Annotated in this window: 13 protein-coding genes and 1 tRNA gene; 9 read left to right on the forward strand and 5 right to left on the reverse strand. The window is 43.8% G+C overall.

Annotation, left to right across the window (positions count from 1 at the left end; all coding sequences use genetic code 11):
- The coding region (locus tag O3C58_11595; GenBank protein MDA0692497.1) for a sel1 repeat family protein at positions 1–233 on the reverse strand (233 nt) is incomplete at its 3' end.
- A 999-nt stretch (positions 234–1,232) separates the two neighbouring features.
- On the opposite strand from O3C58_11595, the gene O3C58_11600 reads away from it, so the two are divergent.
- Positions 1,233–1,469, forward strand: coding sequence for a hypothetical protein (locus O3C58_11600; GenBank protein ID MDA0692498.1), 237 nt, complete (start codon positions 1,233–1,235; stop codon positions 1,467–1,469).
- A 19-nt stretch (positions 1,470–1,488) separates the two neighbouring features.
- Here O3C58_11600 and O3C58_11605 read toward each other — a convergent pair whose 3' ends face one another.
- Positions 1,489–2,118: a hypothetical protein gene (locus O3C58_11605; GenBank protein MDA0692499.1), complete on the reverse strand. Its 630-nt coding sequence runs from the start codon at positions 2,116–2,118 to the stop codon at positions 1,489–1,491.
- Between the two features lie 290 nt (positions 2,119–2,408).
- Positions 2,409–2,482, reverse strand: a tRNA-Arg gene (locus O3C58_11610).
- Positions 2,483–2,704: 222 nt separating this feature from the next.
- On the opposite strand from O3C58_11610, the gene O3C58_11615 reads away from it, so the two are divergent.
- From O3C58_11615 to O3C58_11640, 6 genes are all read left to right on the forward strand, one after another.
- Complete coding sequence (locus O3C58_11615) at positions 2,705–3,586, forward strand: peptidylprolyl isomerase (GenBank protein ID MDA0692500.1); 882 nt, start codon at positions 2,705–2,707, stop codon at positions 3,584–3,586.
- A 133-nt stretch (positions 3,587–3,719) separates the two neighbouring features.
- Entirely contained in the window at positions 3,720–4,652 is a 933-nt protein-coding gene (locus O3C58_11620; GenBank protein ID MDA0692501.1) for an ABC transporter ATP-binding protein, read from the forward strand.
- Positions 4,649–5,626, forward strand: coding sequence for an ATP-binding cassette domain-containing protein (locus O3C58_11625; GenBank protein ID MDA0692502.1), 978 nt, complete (start codon positions 4,649–4,651; stop codon positions 5,624–5,626). Before O3C58_11620 ends, O3C58_11625 begins: the two co-directional genes overlap by 4 nt.
- Positions 5,627–5,907: 281 nt before the next feature.
- Positions 5,908–6,711: a MotA/TolQ/ExbB proton channel family protein gene (locus O3C58_11630; GenBank protein MDA0692503.1), complete on the forward strand. Its 804-nt coding sequence runs from the start codon at positions 5,908–5,910 to the stop codon at positions 6,709–6,711.
- Positions 6,712–6,731: 20 nt separating this feature from the next.
- A complete protein-coding gene (locus O3C58_11635; GenBank protein MDA0692504.1) occupies positions 6,732–8,144 on the forward strand; it encodes an OmpA family protein in 1,413 nt (470 codons plus the stop codon).
- Between the two features lie 471 nt (positions 8,145–8,615).
- Entirely contained in the window at positions 8,616–9,248 is a 633-nt protein-coding gene (locus tag O3C58_11640) for a hypothetical protein (protein ID MDA0692505.1), read from the forward strand.
- Between the two features lie 31 nt (positions 9,249–9,279).
- Here the strand turns inward: O3C58_11640 and O3C58_11645 are convergent, their stop codons facing one another.
- Positions 9,280–9,900, reverse strand: a complete 621-nt coding sequence (locus O3C58_11645) for an MBL fold metallo-hydrolase (GenBank protein MDA0692506.1) — start codon at positions 9,898–9,900, stop codon at positions 9,280–9,282.
- An 11-nt stretch (positions 9,901–9,911) separates the two neighbouring features.
- On the reverse strand, positions 9,912–10,448 hold the full coding sequence (locus tag O3C58_11650; GenBank protein ID MDA0692507.1) for a hypothetical protein: 537 nt from the start codon (positions 10,446–10,448) through the stop codon (positions 9,912–9,914).
- A gap of 199 nt (positions 10,449–10,647) precedes the next feature.
- Between O3C58_11650 and O3C58_11655 the strand changes: the two genes are divergently transcribed.
- Together O3C58_11655 and lptD are read left to right on the forward strand one after the other, a co-directional pair.
- The gene (locus O3C58_11655; GenBank protein MDA0692508.1) at positions 10,648–11,949 is read left to right on the forward strand and encodes a bifunctional folylpolyglutamate synthase/dihydrofolate synthase; all 1,302 of its coding nucleotides are present in this window, start codon (positions 10,648–10,650) and stop codon (positions 11,947–11,949) included.
- 19 nt (positions 11,950–11,968) lie between these two features.
- Entirely contained in the window at positions 11,969–14,137 is a 2,169-nt protein-coding gene (gene lptD, locus O3C58_11660; GenBank protein ID MDA0692509.1) for an LPS assembly protein LptD, read from the forward strand.
- Positions 14,138–14,156: the final 19 nt, after the last annotated feature.

Here is a 14,156-nt window from a genome sequence, read left to right on the forward strand (position 1 = left end):
GTTTTCGGTTTCCAATTTCTTGCCATTTCTTGCGCTTTCTCTATTTGTTGTTGAGTCATTATCTTTTCCGCTATACCTCTATTTTTTACAGCATTCTTATGTCCATTAGAACCTGCAATATTAAACCACATATGTGCTGATACATCATCTTGTGTAACTCCTTGTCCTTTGACATACATCGTTCCCAATTTGAATTGTGCTTTAGCAAATCCTTGTTCCGACTTCCTCCTGATTATTAGTTCCTTTCAGGGAAGAAAGCTTAACGTGAGTGGTACACTTTTACTCCGCCACAAATGAAATATATCAACGACTCACTGGTACATTATTGCTCCGCCGTTCTCAGGTTGTATTTTTATGTTGGTTCAATTGATAAATATTATTCCTGACCTTATTAAAATCTTAACCCCTCCACCTAACTAGATTTATAGGCATGTAAATCTGTTAATCGATTTAATTCTACGTGTAAAATGAATGAGATATGAGGGTGGGCCACGTTTCCCGGCCCCCGGTCCTCCACTTTGAGATTTTTCTTATTTCATCTACGCCTTGTCGCCAGGGAGAATAATCAAAGGTAATCAGGCCACGATATAAAACGAATGCCACCACTCCACCTTCTAGGAAACAGAGCCACCACCCCACAGAAGGACAGCAAATCGACTGGCAATATGTGAACCGTTAGGTAATATCCCCAGCTGTCAAATCAATACCCTTTATATTCCATGAGTTAATAGATTCGACCCACGAACATGTGGTTCTATGGTCAGGCGATCACCCAAAGTACACTCAATATTGACCATAGTTTATCCTTCATGAATTCAGCCCGGATATAATGAGTGAGGAGATTTTCTGCAATCGAATTGACCGGCCTAAAGAATTATTGTCAATTTCCGGCTCTAAAATAAAAATAGGAAAGTGTGTGTGCGCTACGGTTAAAAGGGGAAATCTCGTTAAAAATATAAGCTTTCACGGGAAAAACGCACTATAAAGAACACCAATAAATACCATATAACGGTGTAATTTATTGATTTAATTACATATTACTATTGATCATTAATACATTAAATAATGTATATATAATTGTATTGACACTATTAAATGGCACTTTAAAGCATACGAAACTCCGGCAATTCAATATTGTTGGTTTTTCCTATTAGCTTCAGCTCATTAATTAATTCTACATATTCTTTGCGAGATTTTATTTGGAAGAATTTTGACCTAATGACTTCCTCGTCTTGGACCGAAATGAATGGCCTAGTTATGATGAAACATTTTTCAAAATAGTTGGATGCCGTTTTAACATATCTAAACCCGTTCCCTTTCCTATTGACTCCCCAGCAGTAATTATGGGCGACCAAGATGTCAAACGCCTTGCTGGCCATGAAAAAAATTCAAAACATCGAAAAGGCGAGGAACTGATTTTAAAAGGTCATCCAATTCGTATTATCAGGGAAACCGTTTTAAAAAGTTGATGGGATAACACCCCACCCATCATCCATAAATAGACAACTGCTCAGGGGGCCGGATTGGGCACGCGGAGACATATCGCACGAGCAGTAATTTGTGATAGCGCATTTGTGTTAAGGTTAATGGTGCATCGATCCCATCTTGGAAATCAGAACTCATGAAAGGTAGCTCACCAGTGCGCTCGCACCCCCCTCCTCCTGCACAGCCAATGAGACATCCACTTGCCATGAGGACATCGTTCACGTCATCGCACTGGGCTGTGGCGATTGGACTCGCACCGGCTGTTTCGGACTGCGCCGTAACTTCAATCGTATAGATGGTTGGGTCCGCCAGACTCGAACCATGCGGGTCTGGGCCAACGAGGAGACCATCAGCACCTTTCGGCCCTTGCAGCCCAGAATCAGGTTTATCCGAACAAACCCATTGGCTTCCGTTATACTCAGCTATTTTGTTTGTATTACAGGACAAGCTACCAAGCGTATCAGAATTCTCATCGAGGGAACATTGCCACTCTATACCGTTAAATCTTGCGATTTCGTTTACGGCGCAGGAAAGGTCCTTGAGGTGTTTTGCTGTTTTATCTTTAGCTAAAGCTGGGTCGGAAATAAATACAAACAGTAATCCTAGCGTGAGAACCAATAGATTTCTGAGCATGGGGAACTCCTTCACTTGGATGAACTGATATTCTGCAATGGAATTGACGGTGGCTGGATTGTGTCAAATTAAAGTTAAGGAGATAATTATAAATATATTTATAATTTAACTTCCATTTGGAACATTTTTTCACAAATTCCTTGGATGGCAATAATGGCGGCAACATAATTATCCTGACAACAGAATAAAGAGAGTGGAGTTATAAATAACCTGGTAATTTTGTGGTAAAAATAAAAAATTTCACTTTTATTAAAACCTATTTTTAACAATAACCTATTGAAAAATAAGAGTGCCCCTGATACGATTCGAACGTACGACCTACGGATTAGGAATCCGTTGCTCTATCCTGCTGAGCTACAGGGGCAATTGATCCATCAATGATGGAGATCACCATCTTATAGCACTTCCTTTAATTTGCGTCAAATGCCACTTGCTCCATTGAATTGGCGTTATTTTTCAACACACTTATTGTTCTTGTTCGTTATCCCCAATGCAAATATCGTAATTTATCCACCCCGGCTTTGACTTATAGGATGGGTAAGACTATGATATTTTGAGAATTTCATAATCAGCGGAGGTCGCTTTAATGGTTAAGGTCCGTGCAAGTCAAATTTTTTCCCACGCGATGGAAGATGTGGTTGCCGCTAAAAAGGCATTGGATGCTGGAACTCCTTTTACCGAGGTGGTCGAGAAATACAGCACCTGCCCTTCCAAACAAAATGGTGGAGATTTAGGGTGGATGCCTGAAGATGCGTTACAAGCCATCATGGGTGAAGGTATCTCTGAAGAGGACAAGGGGAAGATTATTGGCCCGGTGCATTCTCAATATGGTTATCACATTTTGATCGTTTCCGAAATTGAGGTGGAAAAAATCGAGGGTCCATTTAATGCGGACACTCCCATGAAGGAAATGAACCAACTGTGGCCCGAAGCGCACACGCATCTATTCAAACAGTTTCATATTGGCCTTCCGGTAAGCGGTTACAATGATAAAGAAACCATCGCTTCCGCATGCAGCGACCAAAACAAATCGGTCACTGAGGTTCTCAATTTTCTCAATCGGGAATATTTTGAAAAAAATATTGCGGTCATCCCCCCTGAAGAACTGGATTTAAAAATCCAAAATGGGTCCACCCAACTGGCTCTTTTGGACATACGCGAAAGCTGGGAACGCGATATTTCCAAAATCGAGGGATCGCATTTTATCACCAGCGAAAACGCTGAGACTCTCATCAATTCCTTCGGTAAAGATAAGGAAATTGTGCTGATTGACTGGAAGCAGGACCGCAGCCCCAGTTTTTTGAAATGGCTGCGCCAAAAAGGATTCACCAATGTAAAATGCCTGGAAGGCGGCATCGACGCCTGGTCGGAAAAAGTAAACTCCCGTCTCAACCGCTACGATATCGACGAGGACGATGGCTACCGTTATGAAGACATCATTGAAGAGCCTGAAGATCACAAGCATTGAGCAATGAGGATCATGAGCCTGTCATTCACCCGCTACAACCCGTTTCAATAAAAACTCTTCCTTGAGAGAGTCTCCGCTGAATCCCTTACTTCGCATTGAAAACCTGACTGTTCAATTCCATACCGAAGAGGGTGTGGTTGAGGCTGTGCGCAATGTCACCCTGGAAGTGGATCGGGGGAAAACCCTGGCCCTGGTCGGTGAATCGGGATGCGGAAAGTCGGTGACCGCTCTCAGTGCATTGCAACTCATTGCCACCCCGCCGGGAAAATACGAATCCGGCAAAATTCTATTTGAAGATTCTGACCTGCTGAAATTGCCCGAAGAGGCGATGGAGAAAATTCGCGGCAACGACATCAGCATGATCTTTCAGGAACCGATGACTTCGCTCAACCCGATCTTCACCATCGGCGACCAGGTGGCGGAACCCATCACGCTTCATCAAAATAAGAACTCCGAAGAAGCGCGGGCGCTCACTTTGGAAACATTAAAAAAAGTTGGTCTCCCCTCCCCCGAACAACGCATTGACCAATACCCTCACGAGCTTTCGGGAGGAATGAAGCAGCGAGTCATGATCGCCATGGCCATCGCCTGCAAACCCAAGCTGTTGATCGCGGACGAACCCACCACAGCCCTCGACGCAACCGTGCAGGCACAGATTCTCGAACTGCTCGAAGACCTGCGCCAGAAAACGGACATGGCCATTCTATTGATCACTCATAATCTTGGTATCGTCGCGCAGTACGCCGACCACGTTGCCGTCATGTATGCGGGTAAAGTCGTAGAAAAGGCATCCGTTGAAGAGATATTCGAATCGCCCGCCCATCCTTACACCCAGGGGCTGTTGAACTCTCTGCCTAAGGGCGAACCCGGACACCGGCTGGAAGCCATACCAGGGACGGTGCCCCACCCGGCTTATATTCCTGAAGGCTGTGCTTTTCACCCCCGGTGTCCGCAGGTCATGCCGCATTGCAAAAAACTATTGCCTCCTGAATTTGCAGTTTCAGACTCCAAAAACCACAAAGCCGCTTGTTGGCTCTATGGGAGTCCTCCAGAGGAATCGTCATGAAACCTTTGATCGAAATCAAATCCCTGAAAAAATATTTCCCCGTCTATGGAGGGTTGCTCTCGCGCGTGGTGGGTCATGTCAAAGCGGTTGAAAATGTTTCCCTGCACATCGGACACAAAGAGACGCTAGGGTTGGTCGGAGAATCAGGATGTGGTAAAACCACCGTGGGTCGGATGTCCATCCGCCTTATTGAAAAGACAGCGGGTCAAGTGTTGTTCGAAGGAACCGATATTTTTCAATTGAACAAGAAACAAATGGCTCAACTGCGGCCACGAATGCAGATAATTTTTCAGGACCCCTACAGTTCCCTCAATCCAAGATTCACCGTTGAACGAATCATCGGCGAGGCCATGCTGATTCACGGGACGGCCACTAAGAAAAATCAGAATGACCAGATCAAAGCCGTGATGGAGCAGGTGGGCCTGTCTCCCCGATACATGAAACGCTACCCGCACGAATTCTCAGGAGGACAAAGACAGAGAATCGGCATCGCACGCGCCATTGCCCTGAATCCTGACTATATCGTGTGCGATGAACCCGTTTCAGCGCTTGATGTTTCCATACAGGCACAGATCATCAACCTGTTACAGGATCTTCAGGAAGAAACCGGCATTTCCATGCTTTTTATATCCCACGACTTAAACGTGGTCAAACACCTCTCCCACCGTACGGCGGTGATGTATCTCGGCCGATTGGTGGAAGTTGCTCCGACTTCGGTACTAAACAAGGAACCTGCCCACCCATACACTCGGGCTTTACTATCTGCGAAACCGTCATTGAACCCCAGGGACCGAAGCCATCGGACCGTGTTGGGCGGCGATGTTCCCTCGCCTCTCAATCCCCCTTCCGGCTGTCACTTTCATCCCCGCTGTCCCGAAGTGATGGACCGTTGCCGTACGGAAGAGCCAAAACACCTCCAAATTGGAAACGATCACCAGGTCCACTGTCACCTCTACGATAAAAATCTGCCCTGAAACCTGCCCAAAATGGGAACCTGTTATGGACAAAATTGCCCACTTAGTAAGATCTCCCTCCTCAGTGTACTTAAACTCATCAAAATTTAAGATTCAATTCCTTTGATTTACCGAGGGTATTGGCCAAATTTCATTCGCTCCAAAATCCTCTAAAATTTGGTCCAAGATTTGCTTTATTCTCAAGCATTCCCTTATAAAATATTGATTTTATTGCGATTTATCTCTCAATATGTTAAATTTAAATAAACCATAAATGTAACTATACGAATGACAGGTGCTCTTTGGATATTGCCTCCTTTATAGGAATCATTTCAGGTGTTTCACTAATTATCACTGCCATTTATATGGGCAGCGGTTTTGATATTTTTATCAATGGACCAGGAATCATGATCGTATTTGGCGGAACCGTTGCCGCCACCCTGATCACATTCCAAATGAAAGACGTTTTTTCGGCCTATAAAGCGGCACTTTTCGTATTTTCGGAAAAAAACCATGACCCCAACGACATGGTGTCCACCATGGTCGATTTATGTAGTCTCACTCGCCGATCGGGCATTGTTTCTTTGAGCCGTTTGGATGTTCAATCCGATTTTTTGAAAAAGGTATGCAATCTCATCGCCGATGGCACCAAGGAAGAAATGATGCGGGATACATTGAATATTGAAATCGAATCCATGAAACAACGGCATTTTATTATTCAGGATGTTTTCAAAAAAATGGCCACCTATTCCCCCGCGTTCGGCATGCTGGGAACCTTGATCGGTTTGATCCAAATGCTGACCCAATTATCCGATCCAGACAGTGTCGGTCCTTCAATGGCAGTCGCTCTGTTGACCACTTTTTACGGGATGGTTCTTTCGACTATGATTTTCAATCCGATTGCGGGAAAACTGCGGGCAAGGACAATGGTGGAGGTGATTAATCTGGAAATTATTTTTGAAGGAGCCATTTCTATTTTGCAGGACAATAACCCCTTGCTGGTTTATGAAAAGCTATCATCGTATATTCCAGAGTCGCTTCGTCGACCAATGCACCAGAAGATGTTGAATAAAAAATTCGCGTTGAACATTCAAAAAGTTAAATAACGAACAAAGTTTCTCTTACAATGACAACTTCTAATCAAATAGGAATGTTAAAAGAACAACTCAGGGTCAAATCCCTGGAGTTGAAAAAGAGAGATATCGAGAGGACCCAACATGAGAACAAGGTCCAACAAGTCATTGAAGTCAGCAGAAAGAAAATATCCAATTTAAAACAGGAAATTGCTGAAAAGGACAAATCGATTCGGAATGCTTCTTCTGTCCCTATCGAGGGGTCGCAGTCAAAATCAATTGTAGACTCAACGCCAAACTCACTCAAAGAGATCAAACTTTCTAAAGGTATTTTAGCGCTGAGGCAGAAAAATTCCATTCTCACCGATAAATTAAGGGCTGAGAAAGAAAAACGAGAAAATTCAGCCAAAGAAATAGATCGGTTATTAGAGGAAATACAAAGACTCCAGGGAAATTCTGAAAAAACCGCCCTATTAAAAAAACAACTCGCGGAAATGGAGGTGGAATACCAGCACTTCCAGAAAAAATATAAAAAACTTCTTGAAGAGAAAAAGGAGATTTTAGCGGAGTATCAGGAACTCCAATCCGACAGGATAAATAATAGACCTGAAGTTAACCAGGAATTGGAAGATCAACTTGCATTTTACAAAGCTGAAAAAGGAAACCTGGAACTTGAACTTGAGAACAATAAAAAACTTTTCAATAAAAAACTAGCCGATAAAATTAATAAAGTTGAAGAAGAATGGAGGGGGAAAACCAAAGTTCTCCGCAGACAAAAAGACCGAAAAAAACATTTTTCCGGAGAATCAATGGATGAGGGCGAAGGGCCTGCGTGGATTATTACCTACTCGGACATGGCCACCCTGCTCCTGACATTTTTCATCCTCTATTATTCCATAGCGGCTCAGAACCTTGGCAAATTCAAGGATGCGATTCTGGAAGAATCTGATAAAAACCTGGGTCTGATTGAATTGATTGAGAGTACGAAAATAACAACCGCCTTACAGAATTTTTCCGGATTCAAGTCAAATAATATTCTAAATGATATGAAAGATTTCGCGACAGATGAAAACAATCTTGGTATTACAGAAAATAAATCAAAAATAATTATACGGATACCAGGCAAGACTCTTTTCCAGCCAGCTTCTGCAGTTTTAGAGAAACAAGGCTGGCCCATACTTACAGAAACAGCGGCAATTTTTAAAAAATACCCCAATTATAAAATTCATATTCAGGGTCATACGGATGATGATTCTGTTACAACGGAGAAGTTCCCAACAAACTGGGAACTTTCAGCAACACGGGCAACAGCGGTGCTTAGATTTTTTGTGGACAAGGGGTTGGACCCCATTCGATTGACAGCAACCGGCTATGCAGACACGTTTCCCTTGCATCCCAATGACACGGCAGAAGGCAGGGCCTTGAACAGGAGAGTGGAATTTGTTTTGGAAAAAATCACACAATAAGAGCGATACTCCCAAAGTACTCTTTAAAAGTCCCGAGGAGATACGCCAATACTATCGAGTTGTCCCGTCATCAGGCGAGCCCGTTGACCTGACCCTGGATAATAAGCATGTATCTGTTATTGATATCAGCTCAGGGGGATTCTGTTGCAAAAACAGCGATTTTAGACCTGGAAGATTTTATTCATTTCACCTTTACCTTCCCGATAATACCCTTAAAATTTTTGGAAAAGTTCAAATTCTGGAAATCACAGAATCAAACTTATGCCGGGGTCAATTTAGTAACCTGGACCCTGAATTTGAAAACCACATTAACCGCTACACTCTGAACCGGCAAAAGGAAGAGCTGGAAAATAGAAAAAAAACCGCCGCCTCAAATAAAGTTTTTCTTCCCCGTCCTGACGTGGTAATTTGGTTTCCCCCATTCATTACCGTTTCCTCAAAACTCACTCAATGTTAAGCACAGGCTCTTATATGGAAAATGAAATTGAAAAAAGTTCTCACTGGTCTTCCCATGAAATAAAATTGATCAATCATGTGGAAGTTTTTCTGCGTAAACCGGGAATCATGAAAAAAGCGGAGCAGTATTTGAATGCTCTCGGAGATGCGATGATTCTAGAACTTGCCCAGAGTAAAATACCTTTCCCCCCGGAAACCAAACTGGAAAAAATCCAGTTGACCCGTGGAGAAAACCACAAAGGCTTCCCCTACCTGTCCCTGGATATTCCCCAGATGTTCACCAAAACAGAAATGTTTACTTTCCGGACCATGTTCTGGTGGGGGCACTACCTTGGTTTCTCGCTTATTCTAAAGGGAATAGATTTACCCCGATATACGGACAACCTGCTCAAAGAAAAAAATAATTCTCATTTTGGAAATGTTTATCTGTCCGCCGCCACGACCCCATGGGAATGGAGTCGGACCGATGATAATTTCAAAAACATTCATGAAACGTCCGGTGAAGAACTTCAAAAGATTATCGAGACCGTTGAGTACATCAAGCTGGTCCGGTTTTGTCCCGTAAATGATGAATCTTTTAAAAAGCTGGATTGGGTCCCAGCAGGCATTTCCAGTTGGAGGGATTTATCGAAAATCACCGAGGCATAAAATTCATCTGCCTCTGAAAGACCCGCAAATTTCATCCTTGCAGAAAATCCTCAACCACTTTTTTGGCGTTTTTGAGAATGCAATCCCCATCGCCCACCAGAAGCGTCTCAAAATCCCGATCCAGTAGAACCCGAAGCCCCTCTTTTGCCAGCTGAATATTCTTATATTTTTCCGGAGGCAGTAAATCGACTTTTCCAGGAACTTTTCCGATCAACGCATCCCCTACTATTAAAACTGCGCTGTCGGGAAGCAGGAAGGCGGATTCGCCGGGAGATTTCTGATCGTTCAGGTGAATTACCTGCAATCCACAGAACCCGACTTCGCCATCCACAAAGGTCTTGTCCGGCGGAAACTCAAGAAGCCTCGCATCCTTTTCATGGATATGAACAGGAACCAAAAATTTTTCCTTGAGCTCACGGCTCGTCCGGTCATGATGCACATTGGTCAGTAAAATTGCCTTCAGAGGACAATCGCTATGCTTTGCCAAAAGGGCTTGCAGTTCCTCCATCCCCGAATCATCAAACGCAGGTGGGTCAATGAGGACAGACTCCCCATTGCGGGCAATATAGTAGCCATTAAAGTTTAGTTGTTTTTCGTCTGAAAACTCTGACCAGGTAAATATTCCCGGTACGATTTCATTAATTAGAGTCATGGTTTTTCCTTTTATAAAATATTTTCACCCGGCAATATCAACACCAGCGGATGCATCCAGAGTAAATCCCCAACAGGAACAAGGGTCAAAGCTTCCGCTTCAGCAAGCTTTTTAAAATAAATCATTTGGTGAGTGGATTCCGCGATCGGAGAAATCCGGCTCTTTGGAATGTGGAGAGGGGTGGGCGTCATGAAACTTTTTCTCACCCTCCCCTTTCCAGAATCAGCTTTTCCATCGGGACGAATTTCATTCTTAACCACCTTCCGCACCACGGGAAGCTCGCCTTTACGCCCAATAGAGAAAATATCTCTAAGGGCTGACTCGCGGCTATCGCTTTGAGAAAAAACCGCGACCATTCCCGGACGCAATACGGGAGCCATGCTTTCATCTTCTATCTTCACGCCATAGTACCCCTCAACCAACTGATGACCCTCAACCCGGAGCATCGGGAAAGCCTTTTCCGCACGGAAATTTTCCTCCCAAGGTCTTAGAGTTAATGGAAGAGAAAATGACAACAAGGGAATGGATGGGTTTTGATCTTGATTCATTAAAGTGAACGCCTGAAAATATATTCTGCCCACCGGAAAAAACACGGTATATTTTAGAGACCTGACATGAATTCGCAGTGCCAGATTTTATTCGTGTCAAGGGAACCCAATTGTCATTTTACACCTTAGTTTTTACCAATTGCCAAATTAGTTCCAACGAGTCCAACCACTTCTCCACCCATCTGGTTTGCATTGTAAAATGTCATCATCCGCCCCGCTCCCGAAAGCCCTGGATTATCTGTACGGCCTCAACCCTGGAGCCATCAAACTGGGTCTGGAGAACACCCGCCGGTTGCTTGACCACTTTGGCAACCCGCACTTAAAAGTCCCGACGGTTCATATTGCCGGGACCAATGGCAAAGGTTCCACCTCCGCTTTCGTGGAATCTATTTTAAGATCCTCGGGATTTAAAGTAGGTCTGTACACCTCACCTCACCTCCTTCACTTTCAGGAAAGAATCCAGATCGACCGCATCCCAATCTCAGAAACCGAACTTACAGAGCTGATTTTTCGAGTCAGGCAAGCGGTTGAGGACCTGAAACTCCCCATCACTTTTTTTGAATTCGCTACCGTAATGGCATTTGTGTATTTTTTTGAGGCAAAAACCGAATGGAACGTCATTGAAGTGGGTTTGGGGGGCCGGTTGGACGCAACCAATGTTTGCCATGCGAAAGTTTCCATTATCACCTCCATCGGATTGGACCACACCCAGTATCTGGGAACCACCCTGAAACAGATTGCCTACGAAAAGGCCTGCATAATCAATGATTTCGGTACGGTAATTGCTCATATAGAAGATGAAGCGGCATTTGATGTCGTAAAAAATGTCGCTCTGGAAAGATCCGCCTCTATCAAGCGGTTAGGAAACGATTTTAAAGTTGAACTGAAAACGATTTTTCCAGGAAGCCAAACCATCGATTTTGCCTTGGGAGATATTCATTTAGAGGATGTTGTGGTTCCTCTCCTGGGCAGCCATCAGGCGACAAACGCAGGCCTGGCACTGGCCGCATGCCTCGAACTCCGCTCACAGGGAATCCCCATGAATGCTACCACCCTTCGAAAAGGCCTGGAGTCTACTCGGTGGGAAGGACGCATGGAAGTCATTTCCCGGCATCCCACGATTGTAATGGATTGCGCACATAATCCTGACGGGGTCATAAAATTGACGCAAACATTGCGTGATTTTTTCCAGTTTCAACGCTGCATTTTGGTCGTGGGAATGATGGAAGACAAACCTGTCGATGAAATGTTGGAGATTTTTTCAAAAATTGCGGATCACATTATTCTGGTAAAACCCAACCAGAAGCGATCCATGGACCCAAAACAATTAATAAATTGCATACAAGGCAATCAAAAACAAATTGAAATTATTAATGATATTCCCTACGCTTTGCAGACAGCAAAAAAATACGCAGGCCATAATGACCTCATTTGCATTACCGGCTCCATCTTCACCGTTTCTGAAGCCAAACAATTCCTGACAAATGATACTATTGTTTAGAATAGTCCTGTTATTTTGGATGGCGGTGATACCTGCCAACGAGGGTTTTGCCCAGACCAAGTCCGATTCTGATTTCGCCCCCAAAGGAGGAGATGAGGTTAAGATCAGTGCCGATCATATGGTCCAGGAGGGCAAAGAAGATTCGGTCAGGGCCTGGGGCAATGTCGTGATCCGGTTTGAAGATCGCGTTCTTCGTGCAGATACCGTAAAAATAAATAATAAAACCGGAGTTGGAGAAGCCAAAGGGAACGTGGTGTTAACTTCCACCGATGGCACCGTCATCAAATCAGAGCGCAGCCTGTTCAATATGAACAGCCAAAGAGGAAAAGCCTACGGGGTCATTGGGAAAATCAAATCGGTGGATGAAACAGGAATTCCTGTCACTTATTATTTTACAGGCAAAGAGATCAAAAGATTCTCGCCCGTTCATTACAAGTTAAAGGACTCTTATCTAACCACTTGCCAGGGGATCATTCCAGACTGGTCGTTTCAATCGAAGGATATGGATATCATTCAGGAAGATCGGGCCTTATTCACCCGAGGGGTTTTTAAAGTAAGGAATGTCCCCATACTTTATCTTCCCATAGGATATCTTTCCATCAACCGGGAGCGCAAAAGCGGTTTTTTGATGCCCAAGTTTGGGACCAGCAACACCGATGGTTTCACCTTTAACCAGATCTATTATTGGGCCATCAATGAGTACTCGGATGCCACCATTGGGGTCCGGTACCTTCAAAAACGAGGCATCCAGCCCAGTCTGGAATATCGATACACCCCCAGCAAAAATACCGAAGGAAAATTCAATGGAACATTTTTGAATGATGATACGACCGGGGGAACATTCTACAAAGTTGACTGGAATCATGATCAGGTCCTGCCAAAAAATTCTCGTTTTAAAGCCAATCTCGACCTGGAAAGTGATAACAGTTTCAATAAAACATTCGCAAATAACACCAGCCTGAGGACCCGGCGCAGTACAGATTCCTTTGCTTCCTATAATAAAAACTGGTTTAAAAGCACGCTGAATATCCTCACACGCTTTCGTGAAAGTAAACAAGACAGCAACGATGACACCTTCGGTCAGTTGCCAGAGATCACCTACCAGCATCAACGTCAGCCGCTCGGCAAAAGCCCGTTTTTGTTCAACCAGGAGACGAGTTTTACCTCTTTTCTTTTAGATTTGAATTCAAGTCCCGTTGTGGATGACAATTTTCAAGTGCATCGGTTTGATTTTCATCCTCAATTATCCCTCCCGATCCCAATCGCACCGTGGTTGGCATTCACTCCAACCGTTGGCTTGCGGGAAACCGTGTACAGTCAGGGTTTGCAACCCAATGGCCTCAACAACCAGAGGGCAGATTCCTTTACCCGTGAATTATTTGATATCAACGCTGCTCTTGCGGGACCAAAAATTAACAAAATCTTTATCTCTAAGGGAGATAATCAAACCAAAATTAAGCACCTCATAGAGCCCAGGATTTCCTACGATTTCATACCCAATCTGGATGAGAAAGATCGAAATAAAATCAGAGTGATAGATGCCATTGACTCAGTTGAATCTACCAGTAAATTTACCTATTCCCTGACCCAAAGGCTTTTAAAAAAATCGGGCAGTAATAATGAAGATTCCCAGTCACATGAAATATTGCGATTTGATGTCAGCCAGAGTTATGACTTAAAAAAAGAAACTCGATCGACCACTCCGGGAGTTAATACTAAACCTTTTTCCGATATCAGATTTGACCTCGACAGCCGGCTTTCTGATGCTTTCATGTTTAATACGGCCGCAACCTATGATATTTCCAAAGGTCAAATCCAAACTTCCAATTTTGAGTTTGGAATCAAGCCTCTGGATCAGGTATCTTTATTCGTTGAAAGAAGGTTTATTCGCGATCAATCAACTTTTCTTCTGGGTTCCCTGTATTGGGCCCCAAAAAAGGGTTGGCTGTTACAGGCCACCACAAGGTATGACGAATTGACAGAAACATTTCGTGAAAATGATGTGAGCATTCTGTACGATAACCCCTGCAAATGCTGGGGTTTTGGTGTCGACTTTATTAGTAGAGATATTATCGCCGGATCAGTCAATAAAAGAGAAAACAAGTTCTTATTCACGCTCACCCTGCGTGGGATTGGAACAGAAGGAATCGGTGATAATTTCATAAACCACATTCATCGGCAATTTTAATCAAAACTCATGACCGAAT

The sequence above is a fragment of the Nitrospinota bacterium genome (genome assembly GCA_027619975.1).
GTDB lineage: Bacteria > Nitrospinota > Nitrospinia > Nitrospinales > VA-1 > JADFGI01.

Excerpts from the sequence above, each read along its gene's own strand:
- O3C58_11605 (MDA0692499.1), bottom strand. The coding sequence starts at position 2,118 with ATGCTCAGAAATCTATTGGTTCTCACGCTAGGATTACTGTTTGTATTT.
- O3C58_11615 (MDA0692500.1), top strand. The coding sequence starts at position 2,705 with ATGGTTAAGGTCCGTGCAAGTCAAATTTTTTCCCACGCGATGGAAGAT.
- O3C58_11625 (MDA0692502.1), top strand. The coding sequence starts at position 4,649 with ATGAAACCTTTGATCGAAATCAAATCCCTGAAAAAATATTTCCCCGTC.
- O3C58_11635 (MDA0692504.1), top strand. The coding sequence starts at position 6,732 with ATGACAACTTCTAATCAAATAGGAATGTTAAAAGAACAACTCAGGGTC.
- O3C58_11640 (MDA0692505.1), top strand. The coding sequence starts at position 8,616 with ATGGAAAATGAAATTGAAAAAAGTTCTCACTGGTCTTCCCATGAAATA.
- O3C58_11645 (MDA0692506.1), bottom strand. The coding sequence starts at position 9,900 with ATGACTCTAATTAATGAAATCGTACCGGGAATATTTACCTGGTCAGAG.
- O3C58_11650 (MDA0692507.1), bottom strand. The coding sequence starts at position 10,448 with ATGAATCAAGATCAAAACCCATCCATTCCCTTGTTGTCATTTTCTCTT.
- O3C58_11655 (MDA0692508.1), top strand. The coding sequence starts at position 10,648 with ATGTCATCATCCGCCCCGCTCCCGAAAGCCCTGGATTATCTGTACGGC.
- lptD (MDA0692509.1), top strand. The coding sequence starts at position 11,969 with ATGGCGGTGATACCTGCCAACGAGGGTTTTGCCCAGACCAAGTCCGAT.